We start from the raw sequence: 23204 nt of genomic DNA on the forward strand, positions 1-23204 counted from the left end.
ATGTTAGCGTATTCTTATAAGAGATTTAGTAGCAAGCACCAAGCCCAAGGTCATTCAATAGAAAGACAGACCAAGTTAGCTGAAGATTACTGTAAATCTAATAGCTTAGAGCTTAGTACATTGAGTTTTGAAGACCTTGGGGTAAGTGCTTGGACTGAAGCTAATACCAAAGAAGATGCAGGTTTGGGTCAGTTCCTTTCTGTTCTGGAGTCAGGAGCAATTAAAACACCTTGCTACTTGCTGGTGGAAAGCTTGGATAGGCTCAGTAGGGCAAAAATTAAGGTAGCCATGAATCAACTGTGGCGAATAACTGACTATGATGTGGTGGTTGTTACTTTGCTAGATCAGAAAACTTATACCAAGGACATGGATTTTACTGATTTCCTTATGGCTGGCCTTATTATGGAGCGTAGTCATGAAGAGAGTCAGACAAAGAGTAAGAGGTTAAAAGCAGCTTGGGCAAAGAAGCGTTCCAATCAAGATATGCACAGTAAAGCTCCGTTTTGGTTAGACAGGATTAAGGGTGACCCTGATAGACCTGATGGTTATTATCTGAATAAACATCAAGCAACAGTTCAGAGAGTCTTTGAAATGGCTTCTGATGGCTTGGGGCACTATACGATTACAGGCATTCTGAATAAGGAGCAAGTTCCTAGTCCAACTGCAAGAGACTGGAATGGTTCAAGTGTGTCTAAGCTATTGAGATATAGGCAGGTAATAGGTGAGTACCAGCCTTGTACTGTGGAGAATAAGGTTGCTACCCCTATTGGAGATACAATCAAAGATTACTACCCTAGTGCTATCTCAAAAGAGCTTTTTAACAAGGTTCAATTGGGTATTAATCAAAGATTAAAGAAGTATAAAACCCATACTGGTGGCTCTACTACAACTCACAGGAATGTGCTTAGGGATGTTGGGAGATGTAGTTGTGGTAAGTATTTGAGCCTAGTTAAGAAAAGGCAAAGGTACTACCTACAGTGTATTGGTAGTAGGTCAGGCCTATGTTCGATTAGAGCTATTCAAATGGATGCTTTTGAGAAGTTTCTTAGACAGTATTTTATGAGTCCTATTTTTCACAATCATTGGGTTTCAGCCGATAAGGCTAATGCTGATATTGACATTAAAATCAATAAGTTAAAGCTAGAGCAAGATGAGTCTAACAAAGCCTTGCGAGGGTTATTGAGCGTTATTGAAACCAATTCTAACCCATTGATATTACAGAAGGTTTCAGAGCTGTCAGAACGGATTACAGAGCGTTCTAAGACTATTGCTGAACTAGAAGAAAGCAAAGGAACTGGTAATAAGCAACAAAGCCTATATGAAACATCAAAGCTAATTGATTTGGCTTATGCTATTGAAGATGAGCCTGAGAATTTGACCGCAAGGGTTAAGTTAAAACAATTGCTTAATGCTACGTTTGATTACTTTGAGATGACTAGGGTTGATTCTGATAACGGAAAGGCTCTGTATTACTTTATTGAGCTGGGCTTCAACGGTAAGCCACTGAAGTATAAGAGTATTGATGCGCCTACTGCTTTGCAGAATGCCAACAAGAGAGAGATTTGGTTTGCTTGGAGCGATAAGCCTAGGATTAAACTGACAGAAGAGCAGAAACGAGCTGTGATAGAACAATTTAGATATTATCCGTAAGCATATCGGAAATGCTAAATTTGCATTGGGTTCAATAATAAGAAGTGCGTATCTTTACGATAGGATTGGACTCGCAAGGATGCTCTTAATTATTTGGAGTTCCCATGATTGCTACACAAATTAAACCTGATGAAACCCAAACTGAATTGAGTAAATTGCTCCAAGATGTTCATAAAGAATTGATTATTGCTCATCATCAAGCCCCAAAGCCTGCTGATAAGAAACGAGCGACCTTAGAGATTGGGATCTTGTTGGTTAGGGCAAGAGCCGAGTTCAGTAGCGATAAGCTATATGGTGATTGGGTTAAATGTAACATTATTGAGAAATGCGACACTGGAATAAAGAAACCTACTCGACAAACTCTTTATAGGTATCAACAGCTTGCCAAGTTCACTGAGGATTTGGATAGCTTTGAGGAGCGTTTCAAAAGGTGTTTAGATGTTGGTTTTACCAATGTCTATAAGTTGGTGAAAGAAGAACATAAAGGTTTGTTAGGTGAGTTTCAAAATGGCGCTGTTGAGGCCAAAGACTTAGACCGTAAGCTGAACCCAAGTAAATACCTTAAGCAACAAGATAACTTGTTTGTTGGTATCAAAAAGGATTTGATCAACCTCTCAGATGAGCAGAGGGAAGAGCTGCTTAAAATGTTACAGGAGATTGATTCGTGAAATGGGTTTTGTTGTTTGTCTTAAGCAATGGCAGTCATGGAATGGTGAATGGTCAAGTAGAGTTCGAGTCAAAAGAAGCTTGTATTGAGGGTGCAAAGCAATTGACCGTAGATTTCGATTTTAACAGTATCTCAGCTTCTTGCCTAAATACGGAAACAGGAGAAGGGGTCGAAGGAATGGAAGACCTCATAGACTAACCATCTTTTACCAACTGATTAAACTTGAAGCCCCAAGGTGTTTGCCTAATGGGGCTTTTCTTTCATTTGAGAAAGGGGAATAGATAGCTATCGTGCCATTTTTATTGCATTAGTGGGATTACTATCAAAAAAATAATTGAATGGAAGACTTAATCCATATGTATGATGGAGAGTTAAAGAATAACAAAAACAGTTGGTTACAAAGCAGTATGTCAAACTATAAGTTTAGAAAAAATGCGATTATTGGAAATCTAGATGCCGAAACAGATTCTTTTTTGGATGATTGTTTTTATGAGTCGGATGTTTTCCGAGGCATTGTGAATTTTGATCCAAGTAACAATAATCCTGATTTTCCGAGAAGAGTTATAGTTGGTCGCACTGGAAGTGGCAAAACGGCACTTCTAAAACAGATAGTAGCTCATGGGAACGTAAAAGTTCATGATACAATTGAGGCTGAAAATACTGTTTTTGAACATATTAACAATAATAAATTCGTCTCAGATTTAATTGCGAATGGAATAGACTTGAGGGCTTTCTATAAATCCTTATGGCTACATGTACTGTTGGTTAAAGTTATTAATCAGCTTTACAGAGCTTCATATAAAGGATTTTTTGATTTTATCAGCAACCTAAATAATGAAACAAAGAAACCATACACTCCCGCCATTGCCAAAGATTATTTAGAATCTTACAAAGATAATTTTTTCAATGATAATGTTGTTACCGAAATCACTGAGAAAATGCAACATGAATTATCAGGGAAAGCAGGATTTGAATTTGCTGAAGTGGGCGGGAAAATTTCGGGGGAGTCTCAACAAAAAGTCCAGCGAGAAACTTCTAGCTATGTAAGCCGCGAGTTGATAAGAAAGCAAAAAGAACTGATAAAAGTTATTAAGGAAGAGTTTTCTGACGAACGACAACAGAACCGCGTGATCATAAGCATAGATGATCTTGATAAATCATGGCTTAGCGCAAGTGGCATTCGACATGATTTCATAAATGCATTGCTTGAGGCTTTTAAAGAGCTACTTGATATTAAGTCAGTGAAAGTTCTTATATCAATTAGAACCGATATATTACTGGGTATCTACCACCGAAACCTAAGGCAAGACGAAAAAGACCAATCTTTAATCTATGCTATTTCATGGAACAAACAAGAGATAAGGGAGATTCTAGATTTAAGGGTAAACCAACTGATTCAAGATCAATATCAAGGGCGTCAACAAGTTTTACTATCTGACGTATTTAATTTTGAGGTAAATGGAATAAAAGCTGATGAGTTTATCCTTGATAGAACAATGCTCCGTCCCCGCGATGCGATAGACTTTGTCAACTCTTGCTTAGCCGAGTGTAACGGTGGTATTGAGCTAAATGAAGATATAGTTTTAGAAGCTGAAGAAAAGTATTACGCTAAGCGAAAAAAAGCGCTAGTTAAAGAATGGAAAAGTATATTTCCATACATCCAGGATTACCTAGATGCGTTAGCCTATGTCGATCAGGAAGAGTTTAGTAACGCGCAGCTAAATCAAGATAGTAAAGATAAAGTTTCTATCTATTTGTTAGAAAGGCCAAATGAACACCCTGATGATGAATTCCATAATAATCGATTATTAAATTTTGAAGAGCTATTGAAGCTTTGGTTTACCATTGGGGTTATTGGGTTTAGGAAATCTCAAGCTCTTACAATTTATTCTTCTTATGAAAAGCATGAGTTGGATATAACAGATTTAAACAAACAGTTCCGTATACATCCATTGTTCTTCAGGTACTAGAAGCTCGTTGAAGTCTGTTTACGGTAGCTGGAGATATGCCTAGCTGTTTGGCTGTTTCTGCTATTGATAAGGTCTCTCTTAATTGCTTAACCTCTTCTGGGGTGGCCTTACTTGGCCGCCCTAGTTTCTTACCTTTGAGCTTAGCTTGCTCCAAGCCTTCTCTTTGACGCTCTTTGATTAACTCTCTCTCCATTTGAGCAACTGAAGCCAATATACCTAGCATGCCTTTCTGGGTTGCAGTCATCTCAGAACTGAACGAAAGACCTTCCTTAACGAATTCTACAGCAACTTGCTTTGATGTTAGCTGTTCAACGATAGCAACAGCATCACCAGCACCAGAGCGACACACACGGTCTAATGAGTGGATATATAGCTTGTCTCCCTGTCTTAGGTAATCAACTGTCTGACGCCACACAGGGCGGTCTATGGTTGATGCACTGCAATACTCTTCAAATACTTTATCTAACTGAATATCCACCAGCTGACGATCAGTGTTCTGGTCTGTTGTTGATACTCGTTTGTAGCCTACGTTTGCCATTGGCCTATCTCATAAAGTCTTAGAATAATTGTATGTTGCTATATCAAAACTAGAAATTAAAGTATTTGAGATAGGATTTGTGGCTTGTGTCAAAAAGTATACTTTTGAGATAAGGCAAAGCTATGTTGGATTTACCTTAAAGAAAGCAGTGAAGTTTGAGTGATTTGCTACATTTTCTTTGTAGCCATTTTAATCAGTAAAAAGCACTCGATAAGCTTGTGCTTTAAGAATGGTCTGTTCTCTTTTAAGCGATAAGGAATCACTATGCGTCAATTGAGCTTGGATGTAAGGTTTGCGACAGAGGAAAATGGAAAAATACCAATGAGACCTACAGTAAAGGCACTTGACTGTATCTCTGACTATATCTGCGAGCTTATTCGGAACGATATTGAGTATTACAGGGCTACCTTACCTGACATCCCAATTGAAGTTTTAAACAATCTGGAAGAATTGAAAAGCGAGATAGGGAGGGGAAACCTACAGACTCTTTATATCGAAGATGTTCGAAAAGGTAGCATTGTTTTTCATTTTATTGAGTCTGTTGCCCCTGTAGCTGCACAATTCTCGGAAATCATGAGTGGATGGGCTATCGGAAAATCTCTAGATTCTCTTGTTGCCTTAGCAGCAAAAAATAAAAGAAAGATTACAGCAGAAGATATTGGTGCTGCCTTGAAGGGACGCTTGGATAGTATTCTGCACGATCTAGGTGTATTTGCCATAGTCTCTAGCGATCATTCAGCAGATGGTGAGCGCCTAAACGTCAGATTAGTGATTGAATATCGAAGGAGTGAAGCAAGCACTTTAGAGATTAAAGGTAGAGGTGACGGATCTGGTGGAAGGAAAAAGGATATAGGCATTCTGAAAAATATCACCAAAGGCCAATCTAGTAACTGACTGTCCTTTATAGTTACGTAGTTATTCTGCTCAGATAACTAACGTACTATCACATTACTTCAGGAAAGCTGGTGTTCTTAGAGTCACATTTTGGCTTGTAGTGGAGTCTATATAAAGATGGTAGATGATGGTCACAATTCACTGACTAACTGCATACTATGCAATGTAGCAAATACAATTAGATAGATTTTAAAGCTGAGAAGGGGTGGCTACTGACCTTCTAAACGATGTTGAAGGTTTGAGGGATTGGTTTAACCAGCCACCTAGGTTTACTTCACTTCGGGCTACCATAGGTGTTGGCTCTTTTATGAGTTCCTATGGTTTAAGGATAAATCTATCTACTACTTTCCTATTTATCAGTTGATATATCAGTTATTAACTAACTGATATTAAACAATTTAATTTATCTGTAGCACTCTGATTCGCTTCTAGCCCTTATATACCAAGGGTTGGTGAGGTATTGCTGTTACATGTTCCAGAGTACCTATGAGGAGTGAAATCAAAAATGAAAACAAAGCTTAAACGGTGTTCTCAGTGTGGCAGACCTAAGAGAATACCAGTTAGAAATAAGGTCTGTACTGAATGTAGGACTAATGACTTCTTTAGATCGAGTAGCTTTGAATGGCTATGGAGTATGGCACAGCGTACAAGTCCAGAGGCTATGCCTGAGTCAACTGAAGAACTAGTAGAAGTCCTAGAAGTACGAAGGTTTGCTAACCGTGCCAAAGGCATGTATCGATTCAATGGAGAACTTGGAAGCAGCTACAACTACCATGTCGGTCATAGATACCCTGCAAGCAAGGGCGGTATGTTGGTAGCTGAGAATCTTGTTGTTATGCCTGCTTGGATTAACTGGAAGCTCGGAGATGAACATGGGTTGGGATTAGAAGAATACAAATTGGTTAGTGCTAATAATTTCAATAGCTTAAGAGGATTTAAGGAGTTTTGCTCTAGGTACGATATGAGCCAACTGAAGAGCTATGTCAATGGTTCTACAATCAATGACTTTGAACGAGATGGATTAGATGCTGATAGTGTGCTGGAAAGGGAAGTAGAGAGGCTTGGAGAGTGTCCTGAAGGGACTCTGCTTAATGTTAAAGACTATTTGGTTACTGCGAGTAAGTTCGCTGAGTTGTGCGGTGGTTTAACTCAATTTGAAGACAAGGCAGAACTTGAAGATATGAACTGTATGTATCTGAAGTATATGGAGGATTTAGAAGTGGAAATGTTTAGTAAAGAAAATGCAAGCTCAACTGAGAGTTTGAGTTTAAGTGTGGATCAGGTGATTGAGATTTATGAAAGGAGAGATGTGATAGAGAGATTGATGGAACTAGAAGCACAGGAGCAATTGGGTACACCAGAAGCATTGCAATTGGCTGATGAGCTTTGCCCCTTTGAACTAAAAGAAAATGAAATGTTCTTTCGAGTTATCGAAGCATGTAGATAACCTATGGCTCTACTCTGGGTATGGATTTAGGCTGGTTTGTAACAGCTAAATATGCTTTTAGCCCTTGATACATAGGGGATGGAGGGCGTTCTTGGTTACAACTTCCAGAGTACCTATAAGGAATGAAATCAATAATGAATTAACTAACGCCGTGAGGCAGGAGTATATATGAATACTAATAATATCAATGACTTGATAGAAGGTGATCGCCCTAAGTTTATCAAGTTAATTAAAGACCTAGCTGAAGAGTATCAGCTAACAATTAAAGACATGCTGTTAGTTCTACAAGCCTCTGTAGAGGATTATGAGAGCTATTCAGACTTCCCTAACTATGAACGCCATAGAGTCACTGGAACAATCAGAAACAAGAATACGAAGCGTGTTTTAAAGCCTAATTCACAAGGGCAAGTAAAGCTAAGAAATGGCTTTGCCAGTCAGTGGGTTATGCAAACCAAAAATATATAAGAGCTCTACCTTTAATTGAAGAAGCGCAAAATAGATATTAGAATAGAAGCCCTAAAAATAAGTAATAACTGTTAGTTTCAGGAATAAAATTCTGAGTAGAAATGCGCATAACTGCATATGTATGATATTTGTATGAAGTATATGGGAGCCTTCTTGCTCGTACTAAATTAAAGGTATTAAATGAAAAAAATCAGCATCCTTATAATAGGGCTAATCATGTCAACTTCACTTTCAGCAGCCCCTTGGATGCAAAGAGAAAACTATAGAGAGCTTGGGCTCTTTCTTCATGAGAGAAGTCCATGTCACTTTAGTAAAGATGAAGTTAGGCGGAAAATTGAAGGAGAGCTAGTTAGAGCAAGTGTCAAAGTGAATCTTCATACAGATCTACATATTGATGTTGTTTATTCTTGCGCAGATCAAGTTAGTGTTTCTGACCGTGTTACTGGAATATCTGTTGCATACGATATTAGGTTCGGTACTAGACTGGAGGATGGAACATTTGTTCTGTACGATGCACCGTCATATGGACGTCTATTTACTGGGCCCAAAAATGCGGAGTCTGCTAGGTACTTTTCAAATCAACTTGCTACATCAGTGAGTTATGCTCTAACTGATTACTTAAAAGCTAACCTAGAATAAACTCTGTTCTGAAAGAACTTTGTGCAATTAGTTGATGGATACGTATGCTCGTTATAGCCATGATTCCGTTAGGCTTGGATTTTTAGAGCAAGCGCTTCTTTTTACTGGACTTTGCCTCTTAGGGACTTGGTTTGTGCTTTGCGCTTCTTTGCATCTACTCTGCGCTTCTGTGAGGCTCTTGTGGGCTTCGTAGGTCTACGAGTTTTCTGTACTACTGTAGCTGACAATATGAGTTGTTTGAGGCGCTCTAGTGCATCTTCTCGGTTCTGTTCTTGGGTTCGGAACTGTTGAGCCTTGATGATAATGACACCTTCTTTAGTGATACGAGAATCCTTTAAAGTTAAAAGCCTTTCCTTATAGAACTGAGGTAGTGTAGAGCGCTTTATGTCAAAACGAAGATGAATGCAACTACTTGTTTTATTTACTTTTTGCCCACCAGCGCCCATTGACTTAACTGCGGTTAGTTCTATTTCCCAATCTGCTAATTCAACGTTGTTTGAGATCTTAAGCATTGGGATTTCCATGTGGTTCTAGTGTGTAAGATGTGTTATTGACGTTCTGACCACCCGCGCCTTGCGCACGGATAGCGGTCATTTCAATTTCCCAGTCGGCTAGGGATACTGTGTTGGAGATTTGGAGCATGGTTTAGCCTTTAGAATCATGAGTGGCTAGGGTACTTCGATTTAATGTACTTAGCTAGACGATAATCCAGAAGTTCTTTCACTAAATCATGCAAGATCCTTGTTTCAGACTTCGATGCTTTTATATTCGCTTTGAAACGATTGTCCTCGATAGTAAATGAGGCTGAGGGTTCTTTCTTCCCTTTAGTAATGAAGGCTTTAATCGGGTTTCCCCTCCAATACTTAATCCATTCCACATCAGTGGGTGACAACTGTTTGTTCTTTTCAGAGAGTTCGTTAGCAAACAGAGCTGGGTAGGATTTCAATATGTGCCAACTTTTTTCAGCTAATACTTCTAAAGTCGGTGGTTCATTGAATCCATCTAATTCAATTAATGCTTCGAGTAATATTGGTTTAAAGCATTTTGTCATGCTCGTCATTTGTACTGTATTTAAAAGAAACGAATCAAATTTGTTTATGATATTAATGACTGTTTGGTCTTCGATGTGCTGTGCAACGAGGTTGAACCAGCTACCATGTTGTTTCCTTGTTTTGGCATGATCATAATTTTCATGAAAAAATTCGGTAGCAGTTGGCCTGTGCCCTAGCTTGGATTCAAGCAATTTGAACTCTTCGCTCGAAGTATGCTTGAAGCGACTTTTGAGGTCCTTCCAAAAGTTAACAATTTCAGGGTCAAAGTTTATATAGCAACCTTTCGCTATTGAAGGTTGACCCGTGTATGCACCTTGATTCTCTCGTACTTGGGTTTCTATATTTTCTTCTGGTAGTTGAAATAGATCTGTACGGGATAAGAATGATTGATGATTCCCAAGAAAATCAAGCACGATTACATGAGATTTGTGAGGTGCGGTTCTTAATCCTCGACCTAGTTGTTGTAAGAAAATGATGTTCGACTGTGTTGGTCTAATCATCAATATCGTATCAATTGATGGCAAATCAGTGCCTTCATTAAACAGGTCGACAGAGAACAGTACCTGTATTTCTCCATCTGATAATTGCTTAAGTGCCTCATTACGTCTGATGTTAGATTGACTGTGAACAGAGAGTGCTTTGTAGCCTTCTTCTGAATACTTGAGATTAAACTGTTCTGTCATGTAATCAGCATGAGAAACAGAGACACAAAATGCTAATGTTCTGCTTTGTTGGTGTTTTTCCCAATGTTTGAAAATATGCTTAGCCCGTTTTTGCGTTGCGAAAGCCGCATCTAATGATTTGGGGTCAAACTTTCCGTTTCGCCAAGGGATTTCCTGATAATTGAGTGTGTCATCCCAAATTCCAAAGTAGTGAAAAGGGACTAAAATTCCGGTATCGATCCCATGAACTAAGTTACGTTCAAAGACTAAGTTATTGTTACATAGTGATAGAATATCAGCCTGATCGGTTCTATCTGGCGTAGCAGTGAGCCCTAATAAGAACTTTGGTTCGAAATAGTTGAGAATATTGAGATAAGTATTCGCACTTGCATGATGAAATTCATCAACAACAATATAGTCGAAATGATCTTGAGAGAATGAGGCTAGGTGTGTTTCTTTACCAAGTGTTTGTACTGAGGCAAACACCATTTGTTTATCAATAGACCTTTCAGCACTATTGAAGTAGCCAGACGATTTTTGAGGCCATAGTTTGGCATATGTATTAAGAGCTTGAGTTAATATTTCCTCTCTATGAGCAACAAACAGAACTCTTTTTGCTTTTGACTGCTTAGCGTCAAATGCAGACAGCCATGTTTTGCCCATTCCTGTCCCTAGAACAACTAAACCTCTTCCGTTGCCTGATTCACGTGTTTTTAATAAGGCATCTAAGGCTTCAATTTGCACAGAGTTTGGAATGTAAGGATCTTCTGGTTCATCATCAAAAGAATTTACTAGATTAAGTGCCGGGGATATTGATCTGCGGGTTATGTATTCATCTATCCATCTATCATTTAATTCAACGCCATTTGCATGATTGAAAATATTTTCATACTCATTTCGGATCTTATTAAATTGTTTAGCTTCAAATGAATCAGATGGCGGGTTGTAATCGAATCTTAAGCACCATTCATGAGCACTGGTTAGGGCTGCTTTACTGATGTTGTTTGAGCCAATAAATGCTGAACCACGAAAATAGTTAGCTTCGGAATCTGAACGAACAAAAATGTATGACTTCATATGGAAGCTGTGATTTTTAGTTTCAAAGACTTTAATCTCTACTTTTGCAGAGACTAGTGCCATTAAAGCGCGAAGCGCAATAGGTTCTGTAATACCTAAATAATCAGAAGTAAGAATTCGGATTTTTAAAAAGTAGTTATCATTGATAGATCGCTCGAGCGCTTCTTGAAGTGCTGGGAGCAATAGCCTTAACCCAGAATCTCGTATAAATGAAACAGCAATATCAATTTCATTGGCATGGTTAATGGCATAAAGAAGTTGCTCTAGTAATTGGTCGTCGCCACCGGTGGTTAGAAGATCTTCTTTGAGTGTCAGCTTTTGCATAGGCATAGATTAGTGCTTCTCCAATATAGCATTTAACCATTTTTCGTTTTCTCGGCCAGCACGTAGATCCGAGGTTTCCCACCACTCTTTAATCTTTAATGTCTTTGTGCTTTGTAAAATGTCTTCTAAGTGTTCTACATTGAGATCACGAAAAAACCGCCCGTTACGATCAAGTTCCGAATTTCCAAGTTTGAAGGAACAATACATAACGCCACTTTGTTTGAGGCACTTACTCAAATGCAAAAATGTGGTTGCAAGATCTTCCTCTGGCACATGCAATAATGAAGCGCATGCCCAGATACCATCATAAGAAACGGGTTCCGAGTGAAATCTAAGAAAAGTAGTTTGCTTGACTTGGAGTCCTGTGAGGCTCGAAGCGAGCTCTGTGAGTTCCGCGCTGGCATCAAATGCATCAACTTGGAAACCCTTATCTAGAAATGCTTTGCTGTCACGACCCGAACCACAACCTGCATCTAGAATTCTACCGCCAGTTGGAATCAGTGGTAGAAACTTCTCATATAAAGACTTCATTTCCACATCAACAGTAGAGTCGAAAAACTGTTTGGCGTTTTGGTTGTAATATTGGGTCGTACTGTTCATCGGCAATCCTTTATTTAGTGTTCTAATGGTAGCAAATTAAGGAGAGGTAAGGGGGAGATAACCCTATGTTATTTGGAAGATTATTGTCCAGAAACTAAAAAGCCAAGGCATTCTAGCCTTGGCTTAATCAATATTAGATGAGCATTTACGCCTCTAACACATCAAACTCTACTGAGCTTTCCATGTTATCTAAGAACTCTTCAATTACTACGCGGTTGTTGGCGTTGATGGTAATGCCCCATTGGCTTTCTTTGGCAGTATCGTTAATGAAGATGATTTGGTCTTTGTTTGATTCCCAAAACTTTACACATGAAGTATCGAAGTAGGCATACAGCTTTTGAGACAGTGTGCGCTTTAGGTCTGAACAAAGCTGAGAGTTATAGTCGCTTGGCAATAAGGTTACTGAAAACATAATTAATCTCTCTCTATAAATCTGAAAGCATGAACGAGCGAGTTCGCAAGTCATGTTAATTTGATTGTTATAATATCGAAGAGTTCAAATGTTTGCTTACCATTACCCGCCAACTTGGAACAAAAATGGCTCAATCTAAGCTTGCAAAATAATCACTGGCTTCTGCGAGTTTGATGACCTTACCTAATACTCGTTTACCATCTGTTCGAGTTCGACGATATTGAATATAGCGACTGTGTTCTGGGCCAAAGCTAATGTGTATGGGTCTATCATTTCCGTAATAGTAAAGTCGGTCGAATGGGAGGTGCTCGGTGATGAACTTGGCGACCAAGTGCATCTTATGTTCAAAGCCTTTCACCCATAGATCACAAGCAGCGCCGTCTCTGATGCAGATTCGATTTCCAGCTAAGTTCAACTCACTCGCAGCGTGTTGATCTTCTCTCGGTCCCGTATCTCTTGGGTTGACCCTTTGCACATAGCGATTGAGTTCACTGCTATTAAATCCATAGCTGATAATCACTTCGTTAAATTGCTCTTCGAGGGGCTTTAAGATGTGAAAAACTAAATCATCCAATTGCGACTTTGAATCGGCACTTGGCGTGTTGCTACCGCAGTAATCAGGATGTATTTGTTTATGCCAGTTGATGAGCTTTTCAATTAGCTGGGAGTTTCGAGTCATAGATCTACATTGTCGTGATTTGTATACAGTGAGATTAGCCATTAAAGCGACGAAGAGTGTCTTTTATTCCAAAAAATGCCCAGAGATCTGGGCATTATTTCGTAAGTTTGTAAGGGTAGGCTACTTGGCGTTTTGGGCTGCGTTTTCAGCTATCTTCACAATCACATTAACGGCTTGTTTCATACCATCGATGCTGACGAACTCATGAATGCCATGGAAGTTATAGCCGCCGGTAAAGATGTTTGGGCATGGCAGACCCATGAAGGATAAACGAGCACCGTCTGTACCACCGCGTATTGGCTTGATGTTAGGTTCAACATCACAATCTATCATTGCTTGCTTGGCAAGTTCGATAATGTGTGGGTGCGGCTCTACCATCTCGCGCATGTTGTAGTAGCTATCGGTGATTTGTAGTTCAACATGCCCGTTAGAAAGCTGGCTATTAAGCGCTTCAGCTTGTGCTTGCATGAAGGCTTTGCGGCTTTGCAGTCCGTTTCGGTCAAAATCACGAATGATATAAGACAGTTCAGCCTTCGCCACAGCGCCAGTCATTGAATTTAGATGATAGAAGCCTTCATAACCTTCGGTACACTCTGGCGTTTCTTCACTGGGCATCATCATCTGAAATTGCGCAGCAATGTTGATGGCATTTACCATTTTATTTTTTGCTGTGCCAGGGTGCACGTTTACGCCGTGAACAGTCACTTTTGCCGAGGCTGCGTTAAAGTTTTCATATTCAAGTTCACCAACAGGCCCGCCGTCTATGGTGTAGGCCCAATCGGCGCCGAATCTCTCTATATTAAATAAGTTAGCACCACGACCAATCTCTTCATCTGGAGTGAAACCAATGCAAATATCACCATGTTTAATGTACGGGTTCGCCTTAAGGTAAGCGACCGCTGTGATAATTTCAGCGATGCCAGCTTTGTTATCTGCGCCAAGTAGGGTAGTGCCGTCAGTAGTGATAAGGCTTTGACCATGCAATTTATCGAGATCTGGATATTGCGCAGGAATGAGCACCTCTCCTGAATCGCCAAGGACAATTTCTCCACCTTGATAATTATTGATGAGCTGCGGTTTTACCTCTTTACCTGAAGCGTCCGGCGCGGTGTCCATGTGAGCAACAAAACCAATGGCAGGAACATCAAAGTCGACATTTGAAGGAAGGAGAGCTGAAATGTAGCCATTTTCATCGAGAATGACATCATCAAGACCAAGCTCTAGCAGTTCAATTTTGATCTGTTTTGCTAGAACACGCTGTCCTTCTGTGCTTGGGCACTGCTTGTTTGCACCGTTAGATTGAGTATCAAAGCTTACATAGCGCAAGAAGCGCTCGACTAAGTTGTCCATTGTTCTAGTACCTTATTCGTTCTTTAGCCCAACAGTATCGATCTACTGGCAGTAAATTGAGTTGCGATATATCAGTTTTCAGTAAGTTTTGAGTAATTAACAACTAAGGCATTGATGGTGTAAATCTAGTATTGGCTTATTTGAGAGAACATTGCGGAATAAAGCGGCTCTTCAAACCTTCCATGTAAGCTTCGTATTATCATGATTCGATAGTGTGATCTAACGCATTTCTTTGAGCACTTCATATTATCCTTTAGTCTAAATTGTAAACAATTTTATTGTATATGCTATCAATTGAGCTTAAATTTTAACCATAAATTGATTATTGTCGACAATGTGAAGTGGAAATGAATATTCCCCAGTTAGTTAAAGATTCTACAAAATCAGAAAATCTTACCGAGTTTCTTATTGAAGCCGTGGTCAGTGGTGATCTGGCTGAGGGCAGCAAGATCTCAGAGCCTGAGCTGGCAAAACGTTTTGAGGTGAGCCGCGGACCATTGCGTGAAGCCTTAATGCGTTTAGAAGGGGTAGGGTTGATAGAACGTATCCCACACGTAGGCGCACGAGTGATTAGCGTATCTAAGCAGCATTTAATTGAGCTGTATAACGTAAGAGAGTCGTTGGAAGGGATGGCTGCAAGACTTGCCGCCAAATACATTACTGAAGAAGAACTGGCTCGATTGAGCTTGTTGCTAGAGGCACATGCAGAGCACTTAAGTAATCGAGACGGTCAATCATATGCGTTGCAACAAGGCGATTTCGACTTTCATCATCAAATTATTCATGCAAGCCGCAACGCCTACTTGGTTAAGTTGTTGTGTGGTGAGCTTTACCACCTAATTCGAATGTACCGATACCAGTCGCCAAGACGACATAATGACCCTCATAAAGCACTGCTAGAGCACCAATTTATCTTAGAAGCGATTCGAAATCGTGATGAAGAGCTTGCCGAGATCTTAATGCGTCGGCATATCTCGGGCAGTCGTCGTTTACTTGAATCTGAAATTGATTGAGCCTAAGAGGACAACACCATGAGCCAAGGAAAGAAATTTAGACAAGCCGTAGCCGATAATGAGCCGCTGCAAATCGTAGGCACTATCAACGCATACTGCGCTCTGATGGCAAAACAAGTAGGGCATCAGGCTATCTATTTGTCTGGTGGCGGAATTGCAAACGCCTCTTACGGTTTACCAGATTTAGGCATCACCGATTTAAATGATGTCTTGGTGGATGTAGAGCGCGTTACTAATGCTTGTGATTTGCCGTTACTGGTAGATATCGATACAGGGTTCGGCGGCGCATTTAATATATCACGTTGCATTAAAGCGATGGAAAAAGCGGGTGCGGCGGCGGTGCACATTGAAGATCAGGTGGCGCAAAAGCGTTGTGGCCATCGTCCTAATAAAGAAATAGTCACGCAGTTGGAGATGGTGGACCGAATCAAGGCGTGTGTAGATGCGCGCGTTGACCCTGATTTTGTGATTATGGCGCGAACAGATGCTCTGGCAGTAGAAGGCATGGATAAAGCCATTGAGCGAGCGATTGCTTGTGTTGAAGCTGGAGCAGACATGATCTTCCCCGAAGCAATGAATCAGCTGAGTCAATATCGAGATTTTTCGCAGGCATTACAATCGGCGACAGGAAAAACCGTGCCTATCTTGGCCAATATTACCGAGTTTGGTCAAACGCCTTTGTACCATTGTGATGAGCTTGCCGAGGTCGGAGTGGATATGGTGCTTTATCCACTCTCTGCTTTTCGATCGATGAATAAGGCGGCAGAAATGACTTATCTGCATTTATTAGAGCAAAGAAATCAAGAAGCGTTGCTTGGCGATATGCAAACCCGAGCAGAATTGTACGACTACTTAAATTATCACGATTTTGAAGACAAGTTGGACAAGCTATTTCGTCAATCGTGATACCCGATGAATGAAGAGCCTGAAGCGCGTTTACATGGGGCTGTAGTAACTGCGTAGACAGGATACAAGGAGTGATTATGTCATCAGCAACTGCCGCACCAATTGGAGGTGCAGGGTTACGAGGCCAATCTGCCGGTGTTACCTCGTTATGTACCGTGGGTAAATCAGGTACCGGTCTCACTTACCGAGGTTATGATATTTCAGACTTAGCTAAACATGCTGAATTTGAAGAGGTAGCGCATTTATTGTTGCGCGGGCATCTGCCCAATCAAACAGAGCTTGATCAGTACAAAACAGCACTGGTAGCACAACGTGGTTTACCAGACGCTCTAAAGAAAGCCCTTGAGCTGATTCCTGCTAGCGCGCATCCAATGGATGTGATGCGGACAGGTTGTTCTGTACTTGGTAATCTTGAACAAGAACAAGATTTCTCCGAGCAGCAGCAAGCTACAGAAAGAATGTTAGCGCTGTTTCCCGCCATTATTTGCTACTGGTACCGCTTTAGTCATGATGGCGTGCGAGTGGACACAAAAGACCAATCTGAACCTTGCATTGGTGGTTACTTCCTAAAGTTGTTGACCGACAAATCGCCCTCTGAACTTCACAAGCAAGTGATGCACTGCTCATTAATTTTATATGCTGAGCACGAGTTTAATGCCTCAACCTTTGCCGCCCGTGTGTGTGCATCAACCTTATCCGATATTCATTCTTGTATTACCGCCGCTATTGGTACTTTGCGTGGTCCACTGCATGGCGGTGCAAATGAAGCTGCAATGGCCATGATTCAAGATTGGCAGAGCCCCGATGAAGCAGAGCAGAAGATCCTACAAATGCTAGAGGCGAAAGATAAGATCATGGGCTTTGGGCATGCCGTTTATCGCGAATCAGATCCGAGAAATGCGCTGATTAAGCACTGGTCAAAAGTGTTATCTGAATCGGTCAATGATATTAGCCTTTACGCCGTATCAGAGCGGGTTGAGTCTGTAATGAAAAGAGAAAAAGGTCTGTTTTGTAACGCGGATTTTTTCCATGCTTCGGCCTATCACTTTTTGGATATTCCCACCAAATTGTTTACCCCTATTTTTGTGATGAGCCGTTTGACGGGCTGGGCTGCACACGTTTACGAGCAACGTGAAAATAATCGAATCATTCGACCTAGTGCTGATTACACAGGTCCTGAACATCAAGACTGGTTGCCAATTGAGAAGCGAACCTAAAAGGAATTTAACATGAGTCACAATGTAGATATTAATGAACGCCAAGCACCCGATGAATTATTGGTGACCATCGCCGATTATGTAATGAATACCGACATCGAATCTAGTGAAGCCTATGACACCGCGCGAAACTGTCTAATGGATACGATTGGATGTGGGTTGCTGGCATTGCGCTTCCCGGAATGTACAAAGCACTTAGGCGCATTAGTTCCAGGGACACAGGTGACTAATGGCGCCCGTGTGCCGGGCACATCGCACGTGCTAGACCCTATCACTGCGGCGTTTAACATTGGTTGTATTGTGCGCTGGCTTGATTTCAACGACACATGGCTAGCGGCAGAATGGGGGCACCCATCGGATAACCTTGGTGCAATATTGGCGGTTGCGGATTATCTAAGCCAAGTGGCGGTGTCAGAAGGCAAAGCACCTTTGACTATGCGTGATGTGTTAACTGCCATGATCAAAGCCCATGAAATTCAGGGGGTGCTAGCGTTAGAAAACAGCTTTAACCGTGTAGGACTTGACCACGTACTCCTAGTGCGCGTTGCCTCGACGGCGGTAGTGACCAAAATGCTTGGTGGTAATCGAGATCAGGTCATTGATGCGCTTTCCCATGCTTGGGCCGATGGCGGTGCGTTGCGCACCTATCGTCATGCACCGAATGCGGGCTCTCGTAAATCTTGGGCAGCAGGGGATGCGACGTCAAGAGCCGTGCGCCTTGCGATGATCACGATGAAAGGAGAAATGGGGATCCCAACAGTTCTATCGGCCCCGGGCTGGGGGTATTTTGATGTGTTGTTTAAAGGCGAACACTTTAAGGTGAATCAGCCCTTTGACAGCTACGTGATGGAAAATGTCTTATTTAAGATCTCCTTTCCAGCCGAGTTTCATTCTCAAACTGCAGTAGAGGCTGCCGTAACCTTGCATAGCGAAGTGAGAGATCGCCTAGAGGAGATAGAGCGTATTGAGGTGACAACACACGAGTCCGCTATTCGAATTATTTCTAAGGTGGGTGATCTCGCTAATCCAGCAGACCGAGATCATTGCTTGCAATACATGATTGCCGTTCCATTGATTCACGGCGACTTAATCGCGGAGCACTATGAAGATAGTTTTCATAAAGGGGACAAACGCATTGACGAGCTCCGCTCGAAAATGAGCATTGTCGAGGATTCTCGATATACCGAAGAGTACCTTGACCCAGATAAGCGCTCTATTGCCAATGCGATTCAGGTGTTCTTTAAAGATGGCAGTTCAACACAGAAAGTTGAGGTTGAATATCCGATTGGCCATCGTCGTCGTAGAGAAGAGGGCATTCCAGTTCTTGAGCAAAAGTTTTTGAGCAATCTACGTACTCGTTATCCGGAAGCAAGTTGCCAGAAAGTGTTTAAGTTATGTAAGGATGCGAAGCGCCTAGAGCAAACCCCAGTTCAAGAGTTTATGAACCTGTTGGTCATTAACTAAATGGAGGCAGGTTATGTCGAACTATCAGAATGAATACAACAAGGCTGCAAACAATCCCCAGCAGTTTTGGAAAGAACAGGCTCAGCAGATAGATTGGTTTACCTTTCCGACTCAAATCTTGTCTGATGATGAAAATGGCATTGAGCGTTGGTTTGCTGATGGCGAACTCAATACCTGCTGGCTGGCTTTGGATTATCACGTAGCCAATGGCCGAGCAGATAATACCGCATTAATTTATGACTCGCCGGTGACGGGCACTAAAAAGCGTTACACCTATGTAGAGCTGCGTGATGAGGTTGCAAAAGTGGCAGGAATGCTCAGCAATCTAGGGGTAGAAAAAGGGGATAGAGTTGTTCTTTATATGCCAATGATCCCAGAGGCGGCGATGGCCATGCTTGCTTGTGCCAGATTGGGGGCTATTCATTCTGTGGTGTTTGGCGGGTTTGCGCCAAACGAGCTGGCTGTGCGTATTGAGGATGCTGAGCCTAAGGTCGTTTTGACCGCTTCGTGTGGCATAGAAGTGAATAAGGTGTTGGCGTATAAACCTTTGGTGGATAAGGCGATCATGGACAGTCGTTGGAAACCTTCTAATGTAGTGGTATTTCAGCGTTCGCAAGGCTTAGCTAATCTAGGGCATGAACGAGATCTGGACTGGAAAACCGTAGTGACTGCCGCTAAGCCACATGAGTGTGTTCCTGTTAAAGCAACAGATCCGCTATACATCTTATATACCTCTGGCACTACAGGAAAACCTAAAGGGGTGGTGCGCGACAATGGTGGACATGCTGTTGCGATGAAGTACTCGATGAGCAGTATCTACAATATCGACCAAGACCGTGTGTTTTGGGCTGCTTCAGATGTTGGTTGGGTAGTAGGGCACTCGTATATTGTGTACGCGCCGCTAATTCATGGCTGTACTACGTTATTATTTGAAGGAAAGCCTGTAAGAACGCCAGATCCAGGGGCATTTTGGCGAGTATGCGAGGAGTATCAGGTTCAAGCTATTTTCTCTGCACCAACGGCGTTTAGAGCGATCAAGAAAGAAGACCCGCAAGGTATCGAACTGGCAAAATATGACCTAAGTAAGCTTGAGACTATTTTTATGGCCGGTGAACGATTAGATCCTCCGACATTAGAATGGGTCTCTGAAATGACCAATAAACCGGTTATCGATCATTGGTGGCAAACTGAGACGGGTTGGGCGATCGCTGCCAATATGATCGGCATTGAAATGATGACGGTAAAACCAGGCTCGGCTACGGTTCCTGTGCCGGGATATCAGGTGGAAATTTTGGATGAGTCTGGTGAGCAAGCTAAGGCTAATCAACAAGGTTATGTGACGTTGAAACGTCCTTTGCCTCCTGGTTGCTTACCTACCGTGTGGCGCAATCATGACCGTTTTCAGTCTGGGTACCTTAGCCACTTTGAAGGGTACTACCTATCAGGCGATGGGGGCTATGTAGATGAAGAGGGGTACTTATTCATCATGGGTCGAATTGATGATGTGATTAACGTAGCAGGACACAGACTATCAACGGGAGAGATGGAAGAAGTCGTAGGAGGGCACCCTGCGATTGCTGAATGTGCGGTGGTGGGTATTCATGATGATCTCAAAGGCCAAATACCCCTAGGGCTGGTGGTGCTTAAAGATGGCGTATCGGTAGAAGATGCGGCCCTTGCGTCTGAGCTAGTTGGAAAGGTCAGAGCTGAAATCGGCGCCGTGGCTTGCTTTGATCAGGCTTTGGTGGTGGATAGGCTTCCTAAAACGCGCTCGGGTAAAATACTGCGTCGCGTGATTCGTCAAATAGCCGATGGCGAGCAGTATGTGGTGCCATCTACGATTGATGACCCAAGTAGTCTTACTGAGATTGAGAGGGTGTTGGAGAGATAGGGTACCTGGATAGCTGACAGGGTGCACTATGAGACCCCGGATAAGTTCTTCGAACTTTCCGGGATGACGTATCGGTATGAACACGGTGTGAAGTTGAAAACTACGCTTATAGCTCCACACCTCACGCATAACCGTCATTCCGGAATTTGCACAGCAAATATCCGGAATCTTAGGAAGTGCCCAAGCCAACAATGTGCTCACTAAGATCCTAGATATTTACTGTGTAAATTCTAGGATGACGGGGTTTTGGCTACTTTATCCTACTTGGTCAGATCAATCTGATACAAAGCAAAGCCGCTTTCATCAGTGGCGACTTGCTTCATAGGGTATTGGCCTTTGTCTTTAATAAACTTCGCGGCTTTGTCACTTGGTGAGGTTTCAAAGCGAACATCAAGTTTGGTCGACGTCTTAACTGGAGCAAAACGCCAGTTGTTGTCTGCGCTTGGTGTGACTTCACCCTTGTCTTTACTTACTTGTGAAATGTAGTTGGCAACGATAGTACGGTTTTCATCAGGTGAATCGAACGCGATAAAGTCAGGGCCAGTGCCTGGGAAGCTGTTGCTGTAGGCGCGGTAGTTGTTGGTCGCAATGATGAAGTCTTGCTTCATATCGATTGCTTTACCTTGGTAACTAAGGCCAACAATACGTTCAGACTCAGGGTTGATTACTTTACAGCTTGCGTCGTATTTAGCAGGCTGTGTTACATCAATCTGATATTCAACACCATCAATCACGTCAAAATTATAGGTTCTGAAGTTATCCCAATCGATAAGGCCTTGTGGTTCAGTACTATTCATATCGATTTGATTAAATTGACCTGCACTACATTCCAGCCATTCTTTAACCTCATTACCTGTCACCTTAAGTGCTACAAGCGTGTTCGGGTATAGATACAAGTCAGCTGCGTTACGGAAGGTTAGCTGGCCTGATTCTACCTCGGTGAAGTTCGCTGGGTCGTTTTTGCGACCGCCTACTTTGAACGGTGCTGCCGCTGAAAGTACTGGCGTACCATCTAGATCTGGGTCGCCTTGAATAAAGCGCTCAACGTAATCTTTTTGTGCAAGATTGACGATTTGAATCGTTGGGTCGTCTTGCACCAGAGCAAGGAAGCTGTACATCACGTCGTTTGCTTTACCAATAGGTTGGTTAACAAACTCACGTGTGCCTTTATGATCTTCTTCTAGTGCTTTAACAATATCAGCGTCAGGCTCGGCCAAGGACTTGTTGTTTGCAACATCAAAGATTGGACGCGCTTGGGATTGACCATCAGTCACTACCCATTTGCCCTCTTTTTGTGCCAGAGTCAGATCCATAACACCGACGTGGCTTCCCCAGCGGCCTGGCATTACTGCTGTTACGCCGTTGATTGTACCTTTCTCGTTATCAATGCCTTGAATGTTGTCAAAGCCTTTGCCTGGGAATACCGCATGAGAGTGGCCAAAGGCAATGGCATCAATACCTTTAACTTCGGATAGGTAGTAAGTTGAATTCTCAGCACCTTGTTTATACGGGTCTTGTGATACGCCAGAGTGAGGGATAGCAACGATGATATCAGCGCCTTCTTTCTTCATCTGAGGAACCAGCTTTTCAGCGGTTTCTTTGATGTCTTCAGCGTAAACACGACCTTCTAGGTTCTTCTTATCCCACACCATGATTTGCGGTGGTACAAAGCCGATGTAACCGACCTTAACTTTATGCGCCTTTCCATCGACATCAGTAAAGGTATGTTCTTTGATGATGTATGGCTTAAATAGGTGCTCACCTGTTTTTTTGTCAAACACGTTAGCGCTGACATAAGGGAATTTAGCATCATTGATGGTTTCAAATAGAAACTCGAGGCCGTAGTTGAATTCGTGATTACCAATGTTACCTACGTCGTAATCAAGCTGATTCATGGCCTTGTAGACAGGGTGTACTTCACCCACTTTAATGCCTTTTGAGGCCATGTAGTCGCCCATAGGGCTGCCTTGAATAAGGTCACCATTGTCAACCAACACACTGTTGTTTACTTCGGCTCGAGCCTCTTTTACCAGAGTTGCAGCGCGTGTCAGACCGATTTTTTGAGATGGAGAATCTTTGTAATAGTCATAATCCATGACATTGGTGTGAATGTCGGTCGTTTCGATAATACGAAGCTTAATGGTGTCTGCCATAACAGGGCCAGCCATTGCTAGCATGCCACCTAAAACGGCCAGTGAAATTGGTTTGATTGAGGTTCTCATTGTGCGCTCCACGCCAAAAGAGTGATAAACGCGCTAAATGTAACAAATTGAAAGGAACTGAGTGT

22 protein-coding genes are annotated in these 23204 nt (G+C 42.0%); 13 read left to right on the forward strand and 9 right to left on the reverse strand.

The genetic code is table 11. The annotated features are described in order from the left end of the window. The 4 genes from OCU48_RS05690 to OCU48_RS05705 all read left to right on the forward strand — a co-directional run bounded on the left by OCU48_RS05690 (position 1) and on the right by OCU48_RS05705 (position 4287). Positions 1–1650, forward strand: a complete 1650-nt coding sequence (locus tag OCU48_RS05690; RefSeq protein WP_167496157.1) for a recombinase family protein — start codon at positions 1–3, stop codon at positions 1648–1650. A gap of 104 nt (positions 1651–1754) precedes the next feature. After that, positions 1755–2318 (forward strand): hypothetical protein, encoded by a 564-nt coding sequence (locus tag OCU48_RS05695; RefSeq protein WP_141344400.1) that lies wholly within the window; start codon positions 1755–1757, stop codon positions 2316–2318. Then, positions 2315–2515 (forward strand): hypothetical protein, encoded by a 201-nt coding sequence (locus OCU48_RS05700; RefSeq protein WP_141344402.1) that lies wholly within the window; start codon positions 2315–2317, stop codon positions 2513–2515. Before OCU48_RS05695 ends, OCU48_RS05700 begins: the two co-directional genes overlap by 4 nt. A gap of 140 nt (positions 2516–2655) precedes the next feature. Further along, complete coding sequence (locus OCU48_RS05705) at positions 2656–4287, forward strand: KAP family NTPase (protein ID WP_244312234.1); 1632 nt, start codon at positions 2656–2658, stop codon at positions 4285–4287. Here OCU48_RS05705 and OCU48_RS05710 read toward each other — a convergent pair. Further along, positions 4277–4825, reverse strand: a complete 549-nt coding sequence (locus OCU48_RS05710) for a recombinase family protein (protein WP_141344404.1) — start codon at positions 4823–4825, stop codon at positions 4277–4279. The two genes, OCU48_RS05705 and OCU48_RS05710, sit on opposite strands and share 11 nt — an antisense overlap. Positions 4826–5089: 264 nt before the next feature. Between OCU48_RS05710 and OCU48_RS05715 the strand changes: the two genes are divergently transcribed. From OCU48_RS05715 to OCU48_RS05730, 4 genes are all read left to right on the forward strand, one after another. Beyond that, positions 5090–5719: a hypothetical protein gene (locus OCU48_RS05715; RefSeq protein ID WP_141344406.1), complete on the forward strand. Its 630-nt coding sequence runs from the start codon at positions 5090–5092 to the stop codon at positions 5717–5719. 634 nt (positions 5720–6353) lie between these two features. Beyond that, positions 6354–7166, forward strand: coding sequence for a hypothetical protein (locus tag OCU48_RS05720; protein WP_141344408.1), 813 nt, complete (start codon positions 6354–6356; stop codon positions 7164–7166). A gap of 168 nt (positions 7167–7334) precedes the next feature. Next, a complete protein-coding gene (locus OCU48_RS05725; RefSeq protein ID WP_141344410.1) occupies positions 7335–7631 on the forward strand; it encodes a hypothetical protein in 297 nt (98 codons plus the stop codon). Positions 7632–7847: 216 nt separating this feature from the next. Beyond that, a complete protein-coding gene (locus OCU48_RS05730) occupies positions 7848–8270 on the forward strand; it encodes a hypothetical protein (RefSeq protein WP_141344412.1) in 423 nt (140 codons plus the stop codon). A gap of 101 nt (positions 8271–8371) precedes the next feature. Here the strand turns inward: OCU48_RS05730 and arfB are convergent, their stop codons facing one another. The 7 genes from arfB to pepT form a co-directional block, all read right to left on the reverse strand. Beyond that, positions 8372–8782 (reverse strand): alternative ribosome rescue aminoacyl-tRNA hydrolase ArfB, encoded by a 411-nt coding sequence (gene arfB, locus OCU48_RS05735; RefSeq protein ID WP_141344414.1) that lies wholly within the window; start codon positions 8780–8782, stop codon positions 8372–8374. Beyond that, positions 8775–8912, reverse strand: a complete 138-nt coding sequence (locus OCU48_RS05740; protein WP_371859071.1) for a hypothetical protein — start codon at positions 8910–8912, stop codon at positions 8775–8777. The genes arfB and OCU48_RS05740 overlap by 8 nt, the downstream gene beginning before the upstream one ends. A gap of 16 nt (positions 8913–8928) precedes the next feature. Next, entirely contained in the window at positions 8929–11391 is a 2463-nt protein-coding gene (locus tag OCU48_RS05745; RefSeq protein ID WP_141344415.1) for a DEAD/DEAH box helicase family protein, read from the reverse strand. 3 nt (positions 11392–11394) lie between these two features. Next, on the reverse strand, positions 11395–11985 hold the full coding sequence (locus tag OCU48_RS05750; protein WP_141344417.1) for a class I SAM-dependent methyltransferase: 591 nt from the start codon (positions 11983–11985) through the stop codon (positions 11395–11397). Between the two features lie 145 nt (positions 11986–12130). Next, positions 12131–12397 carry a hypothetical protein gene (locus OCU48_RS05755; protein WP_141344419.1) on the reverse strand — a complete coding sequence of 89 codons (267 nt, stop codon included), beginning with the start codon at positions 12395–12397 and terminating at the stop codon, positions 12131–12133. A 130-nt stretch (positions 12398–12527) separates the two neighbouring features. Then, positions 12528–13076, reverse strand: a complete 549-nt coding sequence (locus OCU48_RS05760) for a hypothetical protein (protein ID WP_141344421.1) — start codon at positions 13074–13076, stop codon at positions 12528–12530. Between the two features lie 120 nt (positions 13077–13196). Then, positions 13197–14426, reverse strand: coding sequence for a peptidase T (pepT, locus tag OCU48_RS05765; RefSeq protein WP_141344423.1), 1230 nt, complete (start codon positions 14424–14426; stop codon positions 13197–13199). Between the two features lie 347 nt (positions 14427–14773). Here pepT and OCU48_RS05770 point away from each other — a divergent pair, with 347 nt between their 5' ends. From OCU48_RS05770 to OCU48_RS05790, 5 genes are all read left to right on the forward strand, one after another. Then, the gene (locus OCU48_RS05770) at positions 14774–15439 is read left to right on the forward strand and encodes a GntR family transcriptional regulator (RefSeq protein WP_141344425.1); all 666 of its coding nucleotides are present in this window, start codon (positions 14774–14776) and stop codon (positions 15437–15439) included. An 18-nt stretch (positions 15440–15457) separates the two neighbouring features. Continuing rightward, the gene (prpB, locus tag OCU48_RS05775; protein WP_141344427.1) at positions 15458–16345 is read left to right on the forward strand and encodes a methylisocitrate lyase; all 888 of its coding nucleotides are present in this window, start codon (positions 15458–15460) and stop codon (positions 16343–16345) included. A 77-nt stretch (positions 16346–16422) separates the two neighbouring features. Continuing rightward, entirely contained in the window at positions 16423–17562 is a 1140-nt protein-coding gene (prpC, locus tag OCU48_RS05780) for a bifunctional 2-methylcitrate synthase/citrate synthase (RefSeq protein ID WP_141344429.1), read from the forward strand. Between the two features lie 12 nt (positions 17563–17574). After that, positions 17575–19026, forward strand: a complete 1452-nt coding sequence (locus OCU48_RS05785) for a bifunctional 2-methylcitrate dehydratase/aconitate hydratase (RefSeq protein WP_141344431.1) — start codon at positions 17575–17577, stop codon at positions 19024–19026. A 13-nt stretch (positions 19027–19039) separates the two neighbouring features. Next, positions 19040–20917, forward strand: a complete 1878-nt coding sequence (locus OCU48_RS05790) for a propionyl-CoA synthetase (protein WP_141344433.1) — start codon at positions 19040–19042, stop codon at positions 20915–20917. Positions 20918–21177: 260 nt separating this feature from the next. Here OCU48_RS05790 and cpdB read toward each other — a convergent pair whose 3' ends face one another. Beyond that, positions 21178–23139 (reverse strand): 2',3'-cyclic-nucleotide 2'-phosphodiesterase, encoded by a 1962-nt coding sequence (gene cpdB, locus OCU48_RS05795; protein WP_141344435.1) that lies wholly within the window; start codon positions 23137–23139, stop codon positions 21178–21180. Between the last annotated feature and the right edge of the window lie 65 nt (positions 23140–23204).

Origin of the sequence: Vibrio inusitatus (genome assembly GCA_024346935.1) — a bacterium.
In the GTDB taxonomy this organism is placed as follows: Bacteria; Pseudomonadota; Gammaproteobacteria; order Enterobacterales; family Vibrionaceae; genus Vibrio; species Vibrio inusitatus.

Bases quoted from the DNA above. Each gene is read 5' to 3' on its own strand.
- OCU48_RS05760 (WP_141344421.1), bottom strand. From the start codon at position 13,076: ATGACTCGAAACTCCCAGCTAATTGAAAAGCTCATCAACTGGCATAAA.
- OCU48_RS05715 (WP_141344406.1), top strand. From the start codon at position 5,090: ATGCGTCAATTGAGCTTGGATGTAAGGTTTGCGACAGAGGAAAATGGA.
- arfB (WP_141344414.1), bottom strand. From the start codon at position 8,782: ATGCTTAAGATCTCAAACAACGTTGAATTAGCAGATTGGGAAATAGAA.
- cpdB (WP_141344435.1), bottom strand. From the start codon at position 23,139: ATGAGAACCTCAATCAAACCAATTTCACTGGCCGTTTTAGGTGGCATG.
- prpB (WP_141344427.1), top strand. From the start codon at position 15,458: ATGAGCCAAGGAAAGAAATTTAGACAAGCCGTAGCCGATAATGAGCCG.
- OCU48_RS05745 (WP_141344415.1), bottom strand. From the start codon at position 11,391: ATGCCTATGCAAAAGCTGACACTCAAAGAAGATCTTCTAACCACCGGT.
- OCU48_RS05740 (WP_371859071.1), bottom strand. From the start codon at position 8,912: ATGCTCCAAATCTCCAACACAGTATCCCTAGCCGACTGGGAAATTGAA.
- OCU48_RS05690 (WP_167496157.1), top strand. From the start codon at position 1: ATGTTAGCGTATTCTTATAAGAGATTTAGTAGCAAGCACCAAGCCCAA.
- OCU48_RS05725 (WP_141344410.1), top strand. From the start codon at position 7,335: ATGAATACTAATAATATCAATGACTTGATAGAAGGTGATCGCCCTAAG.
- OCU48_RS05695 (WP_141344400.1), top strand. From the start codon at position 1,755: ATGATTGCTACACAAATTAAACCTGATGAAACCCAAACTGAATTGAGT.
- OCU48_RS05790 (WP_141344433.1), top strand. From the start codon at position 19,040: ATGTCGAACTATCAGAATGAATACAACAAGGCTGCAAACAATCCCCAG.
- OCU48_RS05785 (WP_141344431.1), top strand. From the start codon at position 17,575: ATGAGTCACAATGTAGATATTAATGAACGCCAAGCACCCGATGAATTA.
- OCU48_RS05730 (WP_141344412.1), top strand. From the start codon at position 7,848: ATGTCAACTTCACTTTCAGCAGCCCCTTGGATGCAAAGAGAAAACTAT.
- OCU48_RS05705 (WP_244312234.1), top strand. From the start codon at position 2,656: ATGGAAGACTTAATCCATATGTATGATGGAGAGTTAAAGAATAACAAA.
- pepT (WP_141344423.1), bottom strand. From the start codon at position 14,426: ATGGACAACTTAGTCGAGCGCTTCTTGCGCTATGTAAGCTTTGATACT.
- OCU48_RS05750 (WP_141344417.1), bottom strand. From the start codon at position 11,985: ATGAACAGTACGACCCAATATTACAACCAAAACGCCAAACAGTTTTTC.
- OCU48_RS05755 (WP_141344419.1), bottom strand. From the start codon at position 12,397: ATGTTTTCAGTAACCTTATTGCCAAGCGACTATAACTCTCAGCTTTGT.
- OCU48_RS05720 (WP_141344408.1), top strand. From the start codon at position 6,354: ATGGCACAGCGTACAAGTCCAGAGGCTATGCCTGAGTCAACTGAAGAA.
- prpC (WP_141344429.1), top strand. From the start codon at position 16,423: ATGTCATCAGCAACTGCCGCACCAATTGGAGGTGCAGGGTTACGAGGC.
- OCU48_RS05710 (WP_141344404.1), bottom strand. From the start codon at position 4,825: ATGGCAAACGTAGGCTACAAACGAGTATCAACAACAGACCAGAACACT.
- OCU48_RS05770 (WP_141344425.1), top strand. From the start codon at position 14,774: ATGAATATTCCCCAGTTAGTTAAAGATTCTACAAAATCAGAAAATCTT.